The 17,339-nt window shown below is 70.7% G+C and carries 9 protein-coding genes; all 9 read left to right on the forward strand.

The genetic code is table 11. The annotated features are described in order from the left end of the window. Positions 1–10 precede the first annotated feature (10 nt). Positions 11–3,097 carry an amino acid adenylation domain-containing protein gene (locus ABZ404_RS26715; RefSeq protein WP_358832746.1) on the forward strand — a complete coding sequence of 1,029 codons (3,087 nt, stop codon included), beginning with the start codon at positions 11–13 and terminating at the stop codon, positions 3,095–3,097. Then, positions 3,097–4,341, forward strand: coding sequence for a Zn-dependent hydrolase (locus tag ABZ404_RS26720; protein ID WP_358832745.1), 1,245 nt, complete (start codon positions 3,097–3,099; stop codon positions 4,339–4,341). Before ABZ404_RS26715 ends, ABZ404_RS26720 begins: the two co-directional genes overlap by 1 nt. Then, complete coding sequence (locus ABZ404_RS26725; RefSeq protein WP_358832744.1) at positions 4,338–5,294, forward strand: TauD/TfdA family dioxygenase; 957 nt, start codon at positions 4,338–4,340, stop codon at positions 5,292–5,294. The genes ABZ404_RS26720 and ABZ404_RS26725 overlap by 4 nt, the downstream gene beginning before the upstream one ends. Continuing rightward, positions 5,287–7,860: an FkbM family methyltransferase gene (locus tag ABZ404_RS26730; RefSeq protein WP_358832743.1), complete on the forward strand. Its 2,574-nt coding sequence runs from the start codon at positions 5,287–5,289 to the stop codon at positions 7,858–7,860. The genes ABZ404_RS26725 and ABZ404_RS26730 overlap by 8 nt, the downstream gene beginning before the upstream one ends. Continuing rightward, positions 7,857–9,506, forward strand: a complete 1,650-nt coding sequence (locus tag ABZ404_RS26735) for a condensation domain-containing protein (RefSeq protein WP_358832742.1) — start codon at positions 7,857–7,859, stop codon at positions 9,504–9,506. The genes ABZ404_RS26730 and ABZ404_RS26735 overlap by 4 nt, the downstream gene beginning before the upstream one ends. A gap of 14 nt (positions 9,507–9,520) precedes the next feature. After that, entirely contained in the window at positions 9,521–10,336 is an 816-nt protein-coding gene (locus ABZ404_RS26740; RefSeq protein WP_358832741.1) for a hypothetical protein, read from the forward strand. Between the two features lie 91 nt (positions 10,337–10,427). After that, positions 10,428–11,681, forward strand: coding sequence for a condensation domain-containing protein (locus ABZ404_RS26745; RefSeq protein ID WP_358832740.1), 1,254 nt, complete (start codon positions 10,428–10,430; stop codon positions 11,679–11,681). 10 nt (positions 11,682–11,691) lie between these two features. Further along, positions 11,692–11,955, forward strand: coding sequence for an acyl carrier protein (locus ABZ404_RS26750; protein ID WP_358832739.1), 264 nt, complete (start codon positions 11,692–11,694; stop codon positions 11,953–11,955). After that, positions 11,948–17,296: a condensation domain-containing protein gene (locus ABZ404_RS26755; RefSeq protein ID WP_358832738.1), complete on the forward strand. Its 5,349-nt coding sequence runs from the start codon at positions 11,948–11,950 to the stop codon at positions 17,294–17,296. The genes ABZ404_RS26750 and ABZ404_RS26755 overlap by 8 nt, the downstream gene beginning before the upstream one ends. Positions 17,297–17,339: the final 43 nt, after the last annotated feature.

Below are 17,339 nucleotides of genomic sequence, written 5' to 3' on the forward strand. Positions count from 1 at the left end.
AGAGAGCACCATGACCACCTCCGCAACGTCATCGGCCCCGGCCGGGGCCCTGGATGCGGACGAGCTGACGCTGCTGCGCGTAGGTGTCCGCGCCGGGGCCGCCGTCGTCCACCTTCAGCTTGGCTTCGTCCCCGACCGCGTACGCCTCGAAGCCGCCTACCGTGCCGCTGCCACGGATCTGCCCGGGCTGTGCAAGGCGCTGACCCTGTGCGAGACCACGCCTGTGTGGCGGTTCCTGGACGAACCGCCGCCCCTGACCGTTCACGACCTCGGCGATGAACCCGCAGAATCCCTGACGAAGACCGTCGGCGCGCTGGCCACGGCCTGGGGGAGCGAGGTCACCCGGCTGGATCCCGCCCCCGAGGCACTGTCGCCGGCCGTACGCCTCGGGCTGATCACCGGGCCCGGTGCCGCCGCTCTCTTGCTGGTCCACAACCCGGCCGCACTGACCCTGGGGCAGCAGACTCAGGCGCTGGCCACGGTCCTGCACCGCTACCACCAGGCCGCCGCCGCCTCCCGCCGGAACGCAGCCGAGCTGGCCCTGCCGTCCGCAAGGCCGCCTGTGGCAGTAGCAGAGGTGCAGGACGGGGCGCAGCAGCCCCGGTTCTGGATCACCGAGCCCACGGATTCGGCCTGCGACACAGCCGCATCCTCGCCGGGCGACCCGGTCCAGGTCCGGGTGCCGGTCGGCCCCGGCCACTCGCTGGAGTCCTTGATCAATGCGCATCTCACGGCGGTGCGTACCGCCACTGGCCGCCCGGCCCCGAACATATCCGTCCAACTGAGCAGCCGCCAGCGCCTGATCGTGACCAGCGCCCCCGTGCCGCCGACCGAGAGCACCGGCCGCCTCGACGACGATCAGGCCGGTGCTGGCCGCTCCCTGCTGGCTGCGACAGCCTCGGCCACCCTCTACGAGATCGCTCGGAAGCTCGGCGTGGTGGACGTCCTGGACACCCAGGTCCTCGTCGACGCACACGGGCCTGCCGCCGACCTGGCCGACCCCGACACCAGCGAGCTCATCCCGCTGGGAGGCACGGCGCTCGGATCGGCCACCACCCACCCGGCGGACGCAACGGTGCTGCTGCACCTGATCCACTGCCCCAGAACCGGAACCATCGAGCTGCAGTTGGTCTCCATGCGCCTGAGCCCGGCACAGATGCGGGCACTGGGCGAGGTCCACCAGACCGCCCTGTCACTGCCGCCCCGCTCCGCTGGGCCGCGGGTCCTGACGCGGCCGCACGAGAACCTGACGATGGCCGCCTGGCAGGGGCCGCAGCGTGGCTGGGACCTGCAGACTCCGCTGCACCGGCTCTTGCAGGAGCAGTCACGCCGCACGCCCGGCCACGTCGCCGTCCAGGACCCGGACCAGCAGCTGACGTTCCGGGACCTGGACGAACGCGCTGCCCAAGTGGCGGCCCGGCTCGCCCGGCTCGGCATCGGCCCCGGGGCGATCGTCGCGGTCCGGGCGCGCCGGAACGCGGACCTGCTGGTGGCCTTCGTCGGGGTCATGAAGGCCGGCGCGGCCTACCTCCCGCTGGACCCGCTCGCGCCAGAGAGCCGGACCGTGCACATGCTGCATGACGCGAAGGTCACCCTGGTGCTCAGCGACGCCACCTACGCCGCCAGCACCCCGGACGGCCCGTGGACGGCCTCGGAAATCCGGGACCTGGCCAGTGGCGACACTGATCCCGATGTCCCAACGGGGCTTCCGGAAGTCACCGGTGACGACCTGGCCTACGTCATCTACACCTCCGGGTCTACCGGTCTGCCCAAGGGCGTCGAGGTGCCACACCGCGGCCTGGTGAACTACCTGCGCTGGTGCGTCGAGCAGTACATCGGCGAGCGCACCGGCGGCGGCGCGGTGTTCTCCAGCGTCGCCTACGACATGGTCGTGCCGAACCTGTACGCGCCACTGCTCGCCGGGCAGCGCGTTCTGATGATCCCGGAGGGAGCTGACCTCTTCCAGATCACCGAGGTGCTGGCGGAGAACGCTCCGTTCGCATTCTTGAAACTGACCCCCGGACAGCTCGACGCGCTGGCCGAGCTCCTCACCGCGGACCAGGCCAAGGAACTGACCGGCATGCTGGTGGTGGGTGCGGACGCGTTCACGACCCGCACCCTGGCGCACTGGCGCGACCGGGAACCGACCCGGCACGCACGGATCTTGAACGAATACGGGCCCACCGAAGCATCCGTCGGCAACAGCGTGCACACGATCGACGACACCGTTGATCTCGGTGTGGAGCTCGTCCCGATCGGCCGCCCGATCGCTAACACCACCATGTACGTCCTCGACGAGGACCAGCAGCCGGTTCCTGTCGGTGTCCCAGGCGAGCTGTACATCGGCGGCGCCTGCGTGGTCCGCGGCTACCGCGGCCGGCCAGAGCTGACCGCCGAGAGATTCCTAGCCGACCCCTTCGCCGCCGACCCGGCTGCCCGGATGTACCGCACCGGCGACATCGGCCGCTGGCAGCCCGGCGGGAGCATCGAGTTCCTGGGGCGCCGGGACCAGCAGGTCAAGATCCGCGGATTCCGCGTCGAACCCGCCGAGGTCGAGGCCGCGCTGACCAGCCACCCGCAGGTCACCGAGGCCGTCGTCACGGCAGTCGGAAGCCGCCGCGAACTGTTGGCCCTGGCCGGCTACTACGTCGCCACCACGCCGATCGACAGCGGCCAGATGCGCCAGCACCTGGCCACGCGGCTGCCCGACCACCTGCTCCCCACCCACCTGATCGCCATCCCCGCCGTCCCGCTCAACGCCAACGGCAAGGTCGACCGCTCCGCGCTCCCGGCGCCCGGAAATACCAGGCACCACGCCACCGGACATGCCGCCGTGGACAACGCCATCGGCCAGCAGGTGACCGATGCCCTGGGCCTGAAGCCGGCCGCCGACGCCGCGAGCGAGTTGCCCAACACGCTGTCCTGGACGACCGGTGCCGCCCTCGTGCTCGCCCGCACCCTCTCCCTGCCCGCCCGGGTCGCTCTGATTGCCGTCGACCGGTCTCCGAGTCTGGGGGAGCTGTGCGTTCACACAGTCGAGGCCCACCAGCTCCACCACACGGCCGCGCCGACAACACCGGAAGGAGAGGTGAACTGATGCGCACCCAGCCCGTAAACCGGAACCGGCTCCTGCGCCGCCTCACGGAGCTCGCCCAGATCGGCCGGTCCGAGAGCGGCGGTGTGACCCGCCCCGGCTTCAGCCCTGCGGACCTCGAAGCCCGCCGCTACATGGTCCGCGAAGCCGAGAACTCCGGTCTCCCCACCGCAGTGGATGCCGCCGGGAATCTGTGGCTCGGGCCGCGCCCACGTCCCGGCACGACCACGCTGATTCTGGGCTCGCATCTGGACACCGTCGTCGACGCCGGTCCGCTGGACGGGGTCTACGGGGTGGTCTCCGCCCTGGAAGCCGTCGAGAACCTCACCTCCCTCGACCTCGCGCACCCGGTCACCGCGATCGCCTTCGCCAACGAGGAAGGGGCGCTGCACCCCCAGCCGTTCTGGGGATCGCTGGCCGCCAGCGGACAGTTGCCCACACCCGCGGCAGCGCCCACCGCCTACGACGGCACCCTCCTGCGGGACGCGCTCACCCAGGCCAGCGGCAACCTCGACGCCATCGACCAGGCCCGCCTGGACCCGCATCAGCTCCTGGCCTACCTCGAACTGCACATCGAGCAGGGCCCGGTCCTGGAACGCGAGCGCATCTCCATCGGCATCGTCGACGCCATCGTGGGACGTGTCCAACTGGAAGTCGAGCTCATGGGCGCGGCCGCCCACGCCGGCACGACCCCGATGCCCGGCCGCTCCGATGCGCTCGCCGCCGCTGCGGAGATCATCCTCGCTGTCGAAGGCATGTCCGCCGCCGACTGGTGCCAGGTGGCCACAGTCGGCCGGCTCGAGGCCGCGCCCAACTCGCCGAATACCATCGCGGGCCTCGTGCACCTGACCGTCGATGTGCGCGACGCCGATGAAGGGCAACTGCACCAGGCGGCCGGCGAGGCCGTGCGCCGAATCGAGAGCATCGCGCAGCGCCGCACGGTGAAGGCCTCGTGTACCCGAGCCGCAACCTCCAAGCCGGTGCTCACCGACGCGGCCCTGCGCCGGTCGATCGCCGCGGCGGCCGCCCGGCGCGCGGTGCCGACGCTGTCCCTCACCAGCGGAGCCGGGCACGACGCTCAGATGATGGCGGCCATCACCCCTGCCGCGATGATCTTCGTGCCCAGCATCGGCGGCGTCAGCCATGTCCCGCACGAGGACACCAGCCCCGATGACCTGGTCCTGGGCGCACAGATGCTCCAGGACACCGCGCTGGCGCTCACCTCACGCCCGGGGAGCCTTGCATGACCATCCCGCGTACCCTCACCGCACCGACCTCCGTCCCGCTCGCCACCTGGACCGGCCAGCACGCCGACCAGGTAGAGCGGGCGCTCGCCGCCACCGGCGCGGTCCTGCTGCGCGGGTTCACCGTGAGCGGCCCGCAGGAGTTCAGGCAGGCCGTCCGCCCCTTCCTCGGCGACCTCCTGCCCTACGTCCACGGCGCTTCCCCGCGCACGCCCGTCACCGACGGCGTCTACACCAGCACCGAATGGGACAGCACGCAGGACATTCCGCCGCACCATGAGCTCGCCTACAGCCCGTTGTGGCCGGCCCGGATTGCGTTCTACTGCGCGCAGCCGCCGACCCTCGGCCGGGGCGGACAGACCCCGCTCGTCGACGGCCGCACCGTCTTCGCCCGCGTCACCGCCGCCGCGGGCGAGATACCCGACCAGGTCACCTACATCCGGCACCAGACAGGCGCAGACGGGCCGGGCATCAGCTGGCGGCAGTCGTTCGGCACCGACGACAAGGACGAGGTCAGCCGCTACTGCGCCGAGCACGGCATCGACCACGCCTGGCTGCCCGGCGACACCCTGCGCACCGCCCAGAGCCTTCCGACCGCGATCCGCCACCCGGTCACCGGCGAGTCGGTGTGGTTCAACCAGATGCACCTGTGGCACGCCTCCCACGGCGGTCCCGACCGCGAGGAGCTGTGGCGGGACCTGTTCGGCGAGCAGATGCCGATGCACGCGCGCACCGGCGTCGGCGCGGAGATCCCCACCGAGCTGCTCACTTTGACCCGCACCGTCCTGCGTGAGGAGGCCCACCAGTTCGACTGGCAGCTCGGGGACGTCCTGCTGCTGGACAACATGCTGACCGCCCACGGCCGCCGCGCCTTCCAGGGCGAGCGCACCATCCTGGTCGCGATGGGCGGGCCGGTCGCCGCCGCCGATGTCAAGGCGGTGACGTTCCATGCCTGACCGGGCCTCCGCCGACCTGATCGCCGCGCTGCAGACCGTCGCCCGCGCCAAGCCCGAGGCCTCCGCGCTACGGCTGCCCGACGGCCGACTGACCTACGGCCAGATGGCCGATCACATCCGCGAGCACGCCGATGCCCTTCGCCGGCAGGGCTTGACCCCAGGTGCCTTGGTCGGCGTGGACGTCTCACGGTCCGTGCCCGCGCTCCTGGATCTGCTGGCCGTCATGGCCTGCGGGTGTGCCTACCTTCCGCTCGACCCCGCGCACGACCCGGAGCAGATCACCGGCCGGGCCAAGCCGCACTTCCTCCTCCGCGATGCCACCCTCGTCCCGTTCGCGCCCGACGAGGCCCCGGTCACCGACGGCATCGCCTACGTCATGCCGACATCCGGCACGGCCGCGGCCTCGAAACTGGTGGAGGTTCCGCACCAAGCGGTCCTGCACAACCTCGCGGCCCTGAACCAGCTCACCGAGATCACCCCCGAGGACCACTGCCTGCTCCTGGCCCCCCTCAGCTTCTCCTCCTCGGTCCGGCAACTGTTCCTGCCCCTGCTCCACGGCGCGTGCGTCGTCGTCGCCGACGAGACGCAGCGCCAGGATCCCGACGCCCTGCTCGCGCTCATCGCCACCGAGCACATCACCAGCCTCGACACCGTCCCCTCCCTGCTGGCCCTGCTGGCCGACACCCAGGCGTCGGACGCGCTCGCCGCCACCGGCCTGAGCCGGATCATGGCCGCCAGCGAACCCATCCCCGCCGCCCTTGCCCGGCGCTGGACCACGCTGCTGCCCGAGTTGCGGTTCTTCGCGATGTACGGGCTGACCGAGACCGCCGGCATCGTCGCCGCCCATTTGGTGACCGCGTCGGCCCTGCCAGGAGACGGCTACCTCCCGATCGGCGACCCGCTGTCCGGCACCCACGTCGCGCTCCACCCGCAGCAGGAGGATCCCGCCGACGGACGAAGCGAGGTCGCCGTGTCCGGCCCCGGCCTGGCCCGCGGCTACCGCTATCAGCAGAGCGAACAGGACACCCGGTTCGTGACCCGGGAGGGCCGCCGCTGGCATCTCACCGGCGACCTCGCTCGCGTCGACGAGGCTGGCCGGATCGTGCTGACCGGCCGCGCCGACCGCCAGGTCAAGGTGGCCGGGAAACTGGTCGACCTGAACGCGGTCGAGGCGGCTCTGCGTAACCACCAGGACGTCCTGGAGGCCGTCGCCGTCCCGCTCACCGCCCCTGACCAGGATCCGCGCATTCACGCCGCTGTCCAGCTGCGTCCCGGACATCTGATCGACGACAGCGCCCACCCGCTGCGCGACCTCGACGCGCAACTGCACGTCCTCGAAGCCAACCCACCCGAAACCACGCACATGCACGAGGAGATCTACCGGCACCGCGTGTACGAGCGGCACGGCATCGTCGTACCGATCGGCGCCACGGTCGTCGATGCCGGGGCGAACATCGGGTTGTTCTCCCTGTCCGTGGCCCAGCGTGCCGCCCGGGTCCTCGCCTTCGAACCGTGTCCACCCACCTACCAACTGTGCGCCGCGAACCTGCAGTTGAACGAGGCCGCCACGGTGCAGCTCCTCGAAGCTGCCCTCGGCAGCCGTACCGGAACCGCCGAGATCACCTGGTACCCGGGGGCGACCGGGCTGTCCACCCTCCACCCCGACCCCGTCGCCGAGGCCGCCACCTTGCATGCCATCGCCCGCCGCGAAATCGAGACGGGCGCGGTGGACGACGCCGAGGCCTGGCGCGAGCAAGCCGCCGACATCATCGAGGGGAAGCTGCGCGGTCACCTGTTCCCCTGCCGGGTCCTGCGTCTGTCCGACGTGCTCGATACCGCCGGGGTGGACGAGGTCGACCTGCTGAAGATCGATGTGCAGAAGGCCGAGGCCGACGTCCTCGCCGGCATCGACGAGCGCCACTGGCCGCGCATCCACCAGATCGTCGCCGAGGTCCACGACATCGAGGGCCGGCTCGCCGACCTCGTACACCAGCTCCACACCCGCGGTTTCCACACGGTCACCGAAGCCGACCCCATGTCACAGGGCGCCAGCCTGCACTACCTGTACGCTCGCCGCCCCGGCTACACAAAAAGCCACGCCTCACCGGCCGCCGCCCTGGGCACGGTCCGAGAGACCGTCCTCCTCGACGAACGCGACCTGCTCGCCTGGGTGGATAGCCGCCTGCCGCACTCCCATCGCCCGGCCGCCGTCACCGGGCTGGCCCGGATGCCGCGCACCCCCAGCGGAAAACCCGACCGCCGGGCGGTGGCACGCCTGCTCGCTGCCTCTCCCGCTGCCGGACAGAGCACAGCCGGTCACCACGACGCCGACGACCCGCAGTTCCAAGCGGTTGCCGCCCTGTGGTCCGAGATCCTCGGCCGCCCGGTCGCCCCGGGGCAGCACTTCTTCCTCAGCGGCGGCACCTCTCTGTCCGCGGCCCGTGTCGTCAGCCGACTGCGCCGCAGCGGGCACCCGCAGCTGAGCGTGCGCGCCCTGTTCGACCACCCCGTCCTCGACGCGTTCTGCGCCGCGCTCACCCGTTCCCAGGAGGACACCGCCCCATGACGGCCTCAGCCACCAACCCGCCGCATGCCAGGAGCCGCCCGCTCACCGCCGGCCAGCAAGGCATGCTGCTGCAGACCGCCGCGAGCGGACCGGTCGCCCTCAACGTGCCTACCGCCGTCCACCTGACCGGAGCCCTCGACGTACCCGCGCTCCGGCGGGCCCTGGACTGCATCGCCGAGCGGCACGACGTGCTGCGCACCACCTTTCCCGCCATCGAGCCGTCATCGCTCGCACCGGACCGGCTGCCCGCACAGCTGGTCCACCAGGCGAGCCCCGTGCCGCTGCCCGTGGTCGACCTCCAACCTGTCACGGCCGCGGAGAGGCAGGCGGCGGCCCGCAGCATCATCGAAGCCGAGGCCGCACGCCCCTTCGACGTCGCCGGCGAGCCCGGGTTCAAAGTCATGCTGCTGCGCCTGAGCGCTGACGAGCACGTGCTGTTCTGGCTGATGAGCCACCTGGTGTGCGACGGCTGGTCGAAATCCGTCTTCGCCCGGGAACTGTCCGCCCTCTACACCGCCCACACCACCGGTACCACCGCGGACATCCCGAAGCTGTCCGTGGACTTCGGCGACTACGTCACCGAGACCCGAAACCGGCCGCGCATCGCCACAGATCTGGCGTACTGGCGCGAGCAGCTGCGCGGCGTCGCAGACCAGCCCCCGTTACTGGAGGCAGAGGAGACCGACGATCCGCCGGGCAGCGCCCGAGAGATCCAAATCCCGTCCGTCGGTGTGTCCCGCAGTCAGCTGCTCGAGCTCGCCCAACGCACCAGATCCACCGAGTTCATCGTGCTGCACGCGGCCTTCGCCGCTGCCATGGGCACCGCGCTGGGCCGTCAGGACCTGATCGTCAACACGCCACGAGGCGACCGTCCCACAGCCGACTTCGAGAACCTCATCGGATTCTTCGTCAACGTCCTGCCGATCCGCAGCCGCATCGACCCCACCACCACCTTCACCGCCCTGGTCAGGCAAGTCCGCGAAGAGGTCATCAACGCGCTCGACCACGCAGACGCACCCATCGCCGAGATCGCCGCGCAACTCGCCGCCGACCACGCCGGCCGCATAGGCCCGCTGACGCACCTTTCCTTCGCCTACGACAATCTCCCAGCCGCCGACCTCAGCCTCCACGCCCTCAGCGCGGCACCCTGGCCCATCGACCGCGTCGACACCAGGTACCCGTTCGAGCTGCACCTGTGGCCCAGCAACCAGATGATCGCGTGCCGGGCCACCTACCGAGCCGACCAGCTCACCGCCACCACCGCACACCACCTCCTCGACCATTTCCAGGCCGTCCTCACCGCGGTGCTCAGCGAACCGGACGCCCCCCTCAACCAGCTCCCGAGCTCCGCCCTCCACGACAGCCGACAGCCCGCCGGCAAGGTGACATCGGACGAGCTCACCCCAACCGAGCAGCGCCTGGCGGGGGTGTGGACCGAACTGCTGGGCACCGACGACATCACCGCCGACAGCCACTTCTTCAACATCGGCGGAAGCTCCCTGCTCGCGGCGCTCCTGGTCGCAGCCATCAGGGAAACCTTCGCCGCGCAGATCCACCCCCGCGACCTCTACCAGGCACCCACCCTGCGAACCCTCGCGGCCCTCATCGACGACCACACCGCGCCGGCGACACCGGTCCAGCACTGACGAAAGGGAACACCGTGACCACCACCGGACAGACCACCACCGCCCACCCCCGCCTGGCTCGTTACCTGGACGGCTACCAGCGGGTCATCGGCGCAGACATCCCCGCCGGTGCCGCCGAACTCCTCCCCGCCCTGGACCGCCTGAACTTGCACGACGCCCCGTTCCCGTTCGCCACCGTCGACGACTTCCTGCCCGAGGACCTCTACCGCAGCGTCCTGGCGAACTGGCCCTCGCAGTCCGGCTTCGACCCGGTCGCCCGGTTCGTGGAAGGCCAGCCCAAGGCCTACCTCGGCAACCGCAAAGAGCGCATCATCGAGAACTTCGCGGGCAGCGACGCGCCGATGGCCACCGAGACGTGGAACCGAACCCGCCTGGCGCTCCGCCACCCCGAATTCGTCCGGTCGCTGTTCGAGCGATTCGCGGGCCCCCTGGAGGAACACCTGGGCCTGGACCGACTCCAGGACCGGGACCAGCCCAACTTCAAGCTCTACGCCAACCAGGACACCGGCGCCACCGAGGCGCTCGGCGCGCACCTGGACGCCGCACCGAAGCTCCTGACGATCGTGGTCTACCTCCAGCTCGAGGGCGACACCGACGAGACCAGCCTCAACCGCTACGGGACTGCACTGTACGAGTGCCACGCCGGGGAGCACGACTTCCTGGACTTCAGCTCCAACGCCGCGCACCGCACGGCCCACCAGGTGCAGTTCGCCCCGAACCGGGCGTTCATCATGCCCAACTCGACCGTCTCGCTCCACGGTGTCGCCGGCAGCCAGGACGGCGTCCTGCGCAAGACCCTGATGACCGGCTACTGGGCCAACAAGCGATGATTCGGTCGGCGTCCCTAGGGCGCGGCTCACGGCACCCCTGTCATCTGCCTGCGCAATCCACCGGCCTACCCGCGCGGGATCGGGGATCCGGGTGACACAGTCACGCACACTCTCGGCTCCGCAGCAGGCCATTCTCGAAGCCGGCACCAGCAATCCGGACCCCGCTGCATACACCATGGTCAACGCGATCACCGTCGACGGTGTCCTGACCAGGTCACTGCGGCAAGCCGCGACTGACACCGCCGCCCGGCACGACGCCCTGCACTGGACCCTCAACCTCGACGACCGCTACCGAATCAGCGCAAGCGCCGGGCCCAGCCCGGCGCTAGTACCCACCGAAGAGACCGACCTGCGCTCCCTCGACCCTGCCGACGCCATCGGAACGGTCGAAGCCTGGATGACCACGCAGCGGGCCGCCGCCTACGACCTCTGGGACGACGGCCCCCGCCTCAGATTCCACCTCTTCCGCCTCCCCGACACCCCCACCGGCCCCAGCACGGTCTGCGCACTGACGACACACCACCTGTACACCGACGAGCACGCACTCCAACTGCTGTGGACCGAGATAGTGCGCCGCGCCAGTACCCCTCCGATCTCGGCGCCCACCAGCCCCGACCTGCGCTACAGCAGATGGGCCGAGGCCAGCACCGGCGCCGCGGCGGCCACCAGCGCGCGCACGGCCGCTGAAGCCGTCGCGCAGCGCTGCCAAGCGCACGAAACCCGCCCCTACCCCGGGTACCTCGAACGGCCACCGGCCCCAAACGGCTATGGCCAACAAGCTCGCGCCCTCGGCCCAGTAGACACCGCCGATGTGTCCGCGCGTCTGAGCGTCGGCCCAGCCGCGGTCTATGTTGCAGCCGTAGCCCAGGCCGTGGCCGAGCAAACCGGGCACGGGCGCATCGTGCTGCACATGCCGATGAGCCTGCGGCGGACCGCCGCCGAGGCCGGCATCGTCGGCTGCTTCGTCGCCTCCGCCCCCTTGCCCATTCGTGTCGAACCCACCGGCGACCGCCTCGTTCAGCACTGTCAACGGGCCCTCAACTTTGCCTCCCGACACGCCCACGCCCGACCGGGACTGCTCAGCCGCTCCGTCGGACGGCCGCAGATATCCCTGGCCATCGAGCAACCAGCCACCACCCGCCGGCTGGGCCCGGTGACCTGGAACAGCTTCGCTGCACCGAACGCCGGGCCGAAACACCCGTTGAGCCTGCAACTGTCCGCCTCGGCCACCGGCCCAGGACGCCTTCGTGCGTCCTGGACATCCGCCACCCTCACCCAAGAGCAGGCCATTGACCTGCTGGAACGCACCACCGACCACCTGAACCGCCTGACCGCGAAGGGATGAGAGCACGCCCATGGACCGGACCGACCCGCGGCAGGGCCCGCCCACAGACGACCGCGCGTGGCTGCTGGACGCCTGCGCGGCCATCACCGACCAGCCCGTCGACGCAGACGCCAACCTGTTCGAACAGGGCCTGACCAGCCTCGGCATGGTCAGGCTCTCCGGCGCGATCCAGCGCCGTCATGGCTTGCGCCTGGGTGCCGTCGACCTACACGACCACCCCACCGTCACGCAACTGTCCGCCCTAATCGCGGAACGGAAAGAATCCGGTGTCTGAACTCGCGGTGCACCCGGCGCAGATGTCTCTGCTCGCGGCCCGGCGGCTCGGCAACCCGACGGCGAACTCGGGTCGGATCTTCCGCCTGGACGGGCCCCTCGACCAAGACCGGCTCGCCGAGGCATACCGCGCCGCCGCCCAAGAACACGACGCGTTGCGACTGCACCTCTCCGTCCGAGACACCTGGCAGACCGGCGCCCAGGCCCGCATCGACGTACGGCTCCTCGACCAGCGGCGGAGCGGACAGCCCATCGAGCCGACGATGAAGGCCATCCTCGACGACTTCCACCAAGAACTCGGCCGCCGCTACGACCTTGACCACGGCCTGATCGGCCACATCACCGTGCACCGCGTCGCCGAACGCACCTGGGTGGTCACCGAGATCATCGACCACGCCTTCGTAGACGGCCGCTCCATGAAGCTCCTGTTCAACACCGTGGCCGCGATCTACCGGGGCGACCGGCACGAGCGCCCCGGTTCCTTCGCGCAGGCCCTCGCCGACCAGGCTCCCGACGAAGCGGCCGACCTCTACTGGCGCCGCCGGTACACAGACTTCACCGCTGCGCCGCAGGCCCAGCTCTTGCCCGATCCGGAGCCGGTGCAGACCGTGCCCCGGCTCCGTTTGCACCTGGCACCCGCTCAGACAGCCGCCCTCGCCCGCGCCGCCCGAGCATCGCGCGCCACCGTGCCCGCTGTCCTGCTGGCGGCCCACGCCCACACCACGGCTCGCCTCCAGGGAACCAGCGATCTGAGCATCCACGTGGCCGTCGACACCCGCACCGACGAGCACCTCGACACCGTCGGCCAGTTCGCTCACGTGCTCCCGCTCCGGTTGACCATGCCCTGGAACTTCCGGCTGCCGGAATACATCCGGGTGACGCACCGCGCCATCCTGGAGGCACACGACCACGTCATGGTGACTCCCGACCAGTTGCACGATGCCGGAGCCCCCACTCTGGCTGCCCCCGGAGCCACCGCGTTCGTGATGCAGGCGGTCGCCCCGCCCGGTGACCCGTCCCTGCCCGGCATCACCCTCTCCCCGGTCACGGCCGACAGCACGCCCCAAGGCGCGGCGCTCAGCACCGTCGTGCGCTCTCTGGACGACGGCTCCACAACCGTCGAGCTGACCGGCCGCGCCAGCGATCCGCTCGCCGCCGGCCTCGACCGATGGGCCAGCACCTTCCGCCAGTTCCTGCACACACTCTCCGCAGAGCCGGACACCCCGCTCTGCTCCGACCAACTGCTCAGCCCGACAGACCGCGCCAGCGTCCAGGCCCTGGCCACCCCGGCACCCGGCTACACCGGTCCGCCGCTACACGAAGCCGCTGTCGGGCAACTGAGCCGGACCGACCGGACCGTCATCCTGGACGGGGACGCCAACTACACCGGCCCGCAACTGCTCAGGCTGACCACCGCCACCGCCGAGGCGCTGCAGCACGCGGGCGCGCGCAAGGGAAGCGAGGTCCTCGTCTGCGGACTCCGCCTCGCAGACCGAGCCGCGGCCTGGCTTGCCTGCCTGCAACTGGGCTGCACCTACATCCCCTACGACGGCGACACACCACCCGACCGCCTCGCCGCGCTGCGTCTGGACGCCGACGGCGTCAGCGCCGCATTCCTTCCTCCCACCGCGGACCAGGACGACCTGCCGGACCCGCCCGCCTACGTGATCCACACCTCCGGGTCCACCGGACGCCCGAAAGGCGTCGCCGTCGGACTGGCAGCGCTCACCAACCTCATCCACGGAGAACAGGACCGGTTCGGCCTCGACACCACCAGCCGAGTGCTGCTGGTCGCCCCGCCGACCGTCGACCCCTGGATCTGCCACGTGACCACGGCGCTGGTCCTGGGAGCGACCCTCATCCAGGGCAACCCCATCGGAACCACGCCGCTGACCGAACAGCTGCGGCACCACCGCATCACCCATACCTTCCTCCCGGCCGGCCTATTCCGAAGCCTCGATGCCGACGTGCACCTGCCCGACCTGAGGATGATCGCCTCCGCCGGGGACGGCTGCCGCAGCACCGACCTCGACCGATTCGCCCCGGCCCGCACGTTCAACATCTACGGGCCCACCGAAGCGACCGTCACCGCAACCGTCCATGAGTCCACCCCCGGAGCCGGCGACCCCGTGCCCATCGGCCGGCCCATCCGCGGTATGGCCGCTCGAATCGTCATCGACCGGGCAGCCACCGCCCCTCCCGGAACCCCCGGCGAACTGGCGCTGACCGGCGCCGGCCTCGCGGCGGGCTACCTGGACCAGCCCGACCTGACCGCCGAGTCCTTTCACCCACTGCCGGACACCGCTGGGCACTGGTACTTCACCGGCGACCGCGCCATGCACACCCCCGCGGCCCTGGTCCATCTCGGCCGTATCGACCGTCAGGTCAAGATCCGCGGCTACAGAGTGGAGCTGGACGCCCTTGAGAACCAGGCCATCCGCACCGGTCTATGCACAGCCGCACGGGCCCTGACGCACCGCCACGACGACGTCGTACGGCTGCTGCTCTTCGTGGAGGGCTGCCCCGACGCCCAGCAACTGACTGCCCAGCTCCGGCAGATGCTGCCGCCGACCCACTGGCCCCACCATGTCCACCAGGTCGGCCGGATCCCCACCCGCCCCACCGGAAAGCCCGACGACGACGCACTCGCCAGCCTCGCCACCCCACCGACACCCGCGTCCGCCCGGCTCGGCGCCGGCGACACGGTGCTCGGCCAACTCTGGCGTGAACTGCTGGGCACCACGCCAACACCGGACAACCACTTCTTCCACGACGGGGGAGATTCCCTCACCGTCCTGCACCTGGTGACCCGACTGCGCCAGGCCGGACTCCAGCTCACCCCCGCCGACGTGTACGAGGCCCCCTACTACCGCGACCTCGAGCACCGCCTCGCCCGCGCCCGCGCCCAGAGCACCACCCGGCACACGAGCCCGCGGTTTCCGCTCACCCCTACCGGCCGGTGGATGCACCAGCTGAAGATCCCCGCCTGGAGGCGGTGGACCCTGCGCCACAGCATCGCCTTCGACCGTATGACCCCGGTGGCGCAGCTCGCCTCCGCGCTGGAACACCTCGTCGAGAGCACTCCGGCGCTGCGCTGCCGCACCGACCGGTGCAAGCAAACCCTCAGCGTGACCTCCCCGTACCAGCCGCTCGTCGCCGCCGTGGCCGAGAGCGCCTCCGATCGGGACCTGCGACAGACGCTGGCCAGGGCTCAGCGCGCTGTGGACCCGGTGACCGGACGCATGCTCGCCGCGGTCGCTGTCCATCGGGACGACGGATCGGGACGCCTCGTCCTCTTCGGGCACCACCTTGCCGTCGACCCCTGGTCCTGGGCCGTGATCGGCCGACGGCTGGCCCTCACCCTGGACGGTGCCAGCCTTTCCGAGGACCACGCATACCAGCAACTCGCCGAGCTGACCGAGCAGCAGATCGCAGCCGGTCACTTCGACGCCGAGACCGGGCTATGGCGTGCAGTACTGGCCGGGGGGCTCACCACGCCCCAGACCCCGCTCGTCTCCAGGCTGCGGCAGACCAGCATCACGTTGCCGCCCCTGAGCGAGCTCACCCAGCGCTCGCAACACAGCCCGGCCGCGTACCTCCTCGCCGCGACCGGGAAGGCGCTGGGGCACCACAACGACGGCCAGCCCACCGTCATCGACCTGGAACGCAACGGGCGCAGCCATCCCGAGCTGGATCTGAGCGAAGCCGTCGGCTGGTTCGGACTCCATCATCCCGTCCTCGCGCCCTACCTGCCCACGGACGAGGCGATCGAGCACCTGGCGCTGGAGCTTGCCGACGTCCCGGATCAGGGCGCCGGCTACGGCGCCCTACGCTGGAGCGGCCGGGCCGACTTCGGATCAGCAGTCGGTCACATAGCCGTCGACATCCAGGACACCGGCGCAGCACCGGACGCACTGGAGCGCAGAATCCAGGCGCTTGCCCCCACCAACCCGACGCTGCTCACCCCGTACCCCCTCGCGCTGACCTTCCGTGCTGGTGCGGAGGCCACGACCGCAACCCTGAGACACAGCGGCACCACCTCCCCCAAGGAAGCCGCGAGCATCCTTGAATCCATCAACGCGGCGCTCCAACCGAAACAGGAGCGGGTCGCCCAAGCCACCGCCCCGAAGCACACACGCTCGACCGGGCGACCTCGTCGCGCGCTGCAGGCCCCGGCCGGCGCCATGCAGCAGCTGATGCTCCAGTTCGCCGCCCTCAGCCCGCAGACAGGGATCTACCTGCCACGTCAGCTCCTCCACCTCGACATACCCGCAGGTGAGCAGGCCAGGTTCCTCCAGCGGCTTGAACAGTGGCTGGGAGGGCTGGACATCCTCCACCGCCGGTTCCACACCGACTCCAGCACTGGCGCTCTCACCCAGCGATGGCTACCGAGTGCCGGGCCACACCTGCGGGTCGAACCCGGAGACGGGGACGCGGCCTGCTCCTGGATGACTGGGCCCGACCACCTGGATGTTCGACAAGCCCGCTATGGAGGCCCACTCGCCACCCTGATGGCCTTCACCGGCCGCCACGGCCTGTTCCTGGGCATGGAGACCCATCACGCGCTGGTGGACGGCCACAGCAATCGGCACTTCCTGCACCAGCTCACGCTACTGGCGGCAGGCGGCCCTCTCCCGCCCGGCCCACCTGCCGCCCCAGTCCTACGGCACCTGGGGTGCGAAGCAGCCACCGGTGCCGCAGCGCCCCCATTGCCGTCGCTCACCTGGACTCCGAAGCAGCCCAATGAGCACCACACCACGATCCCCGCGCAAACCGTACGCGCGTGCCGCGCCCGTGCTGCGGCGCAGGGCACCAACCTCCGGACCTGCCTGGCCGCGCTGACCGGGCAAGCCGTCACGGCAGGCGAGAACGTGACGCTCTACCTCGTTGCCAACGGGCGAGACAACACGATCGCGCACGCCAACGACGCCTGGGGCATGTTCTGGTACTTCACCCCAGTGCCGCTGCACCCCGGCGACGACCCCGCCCAACTCCAACAGCGGGTGTACGCCAGGGAGGCTGCGCCGTTCCCCGACATCCGCGCAGCCGCATTGTCCTGGCGGCAGTGGAACCCCGATGCGGCGATCTCCTTCAACTACGTCAGCGCGCCGCGCACCGCAGACGGTGCAAGCCAGGTGACGATCGTGCAGTCCAGGGACCTCTTCCACTGGCCCCGGCAAATCACCGCGGTCCTCCGCGATGACGACCAGGTTGATCTCATGCTGTACACCCTCGACGGCTCACCCGCCGCCCCCCTGCTCGAGCGCGCCGGGGAGAGCCTGCGGCAGTACGCGGCCGGGACACCCAAGCGACCCGGGCCAGACCCGTACCGGGGCCCGTAGCTCCAGCTGACGTTGGCGCGGGCTTCAGCCCTGATCTGTGCGC

This window comes from Streptomyces sp. NPDC005878 (genome assembly GCF_040629815.1).
Taxonomy (GTDB): domain Bacteria; phylum Actinomycetota; class Actinomycetes; order Streptomycetales; family Streptomycetaceae; genus Streptomyces.

Excerpts from the sequence above, each read along its gene's own strand:
- ABZ404_RS26750 (WP_358832739.1), top strand. The coding sequence starts at position 11,692 with ATGGACCGGACCGACCCGCGGCAGGGCCCGCCCACAGACGACCGCGCG.
- ABZ404_RS26715 (WP_358832746.1), top strand. The coding sequence starts at position 11 with ATGACCACCTCCGCAACGTCATCGGCCCCGGCCGGGGCCCTGGATGCG.
- ABZ404_RS26725 (WP_358832744.1), top strand. The coding sequence starts at position 4,338 with ATGACCATCCCGCGTACCCTCACCGCACCGACCTCCGTCCCGCTCGCC.
- ABZ404_RS26720 (WP_358832745.1), top strand. The coding sequence starts at position 3,097 with ATGCGCACCCAGCCCGTAAACCGGAACCGGCTCCTGCGCCGCCTCACG.
- ABZ404_RS26735 (WP_358832742.1), top strand. The coding sequence starts at position 7,857 with ATGACGGCCTCAGCCACCAACCCGCCGCATGCCAGGAGCCGCCCGCTC.
- ABZ404_RS26730 (WP_358832743.1), top strand. The coding sequence starts at position 5,287 with ATGCCTGACCGGGCCTCCGCCGACCTGATCGCCGCGCTGCAGACCGTC.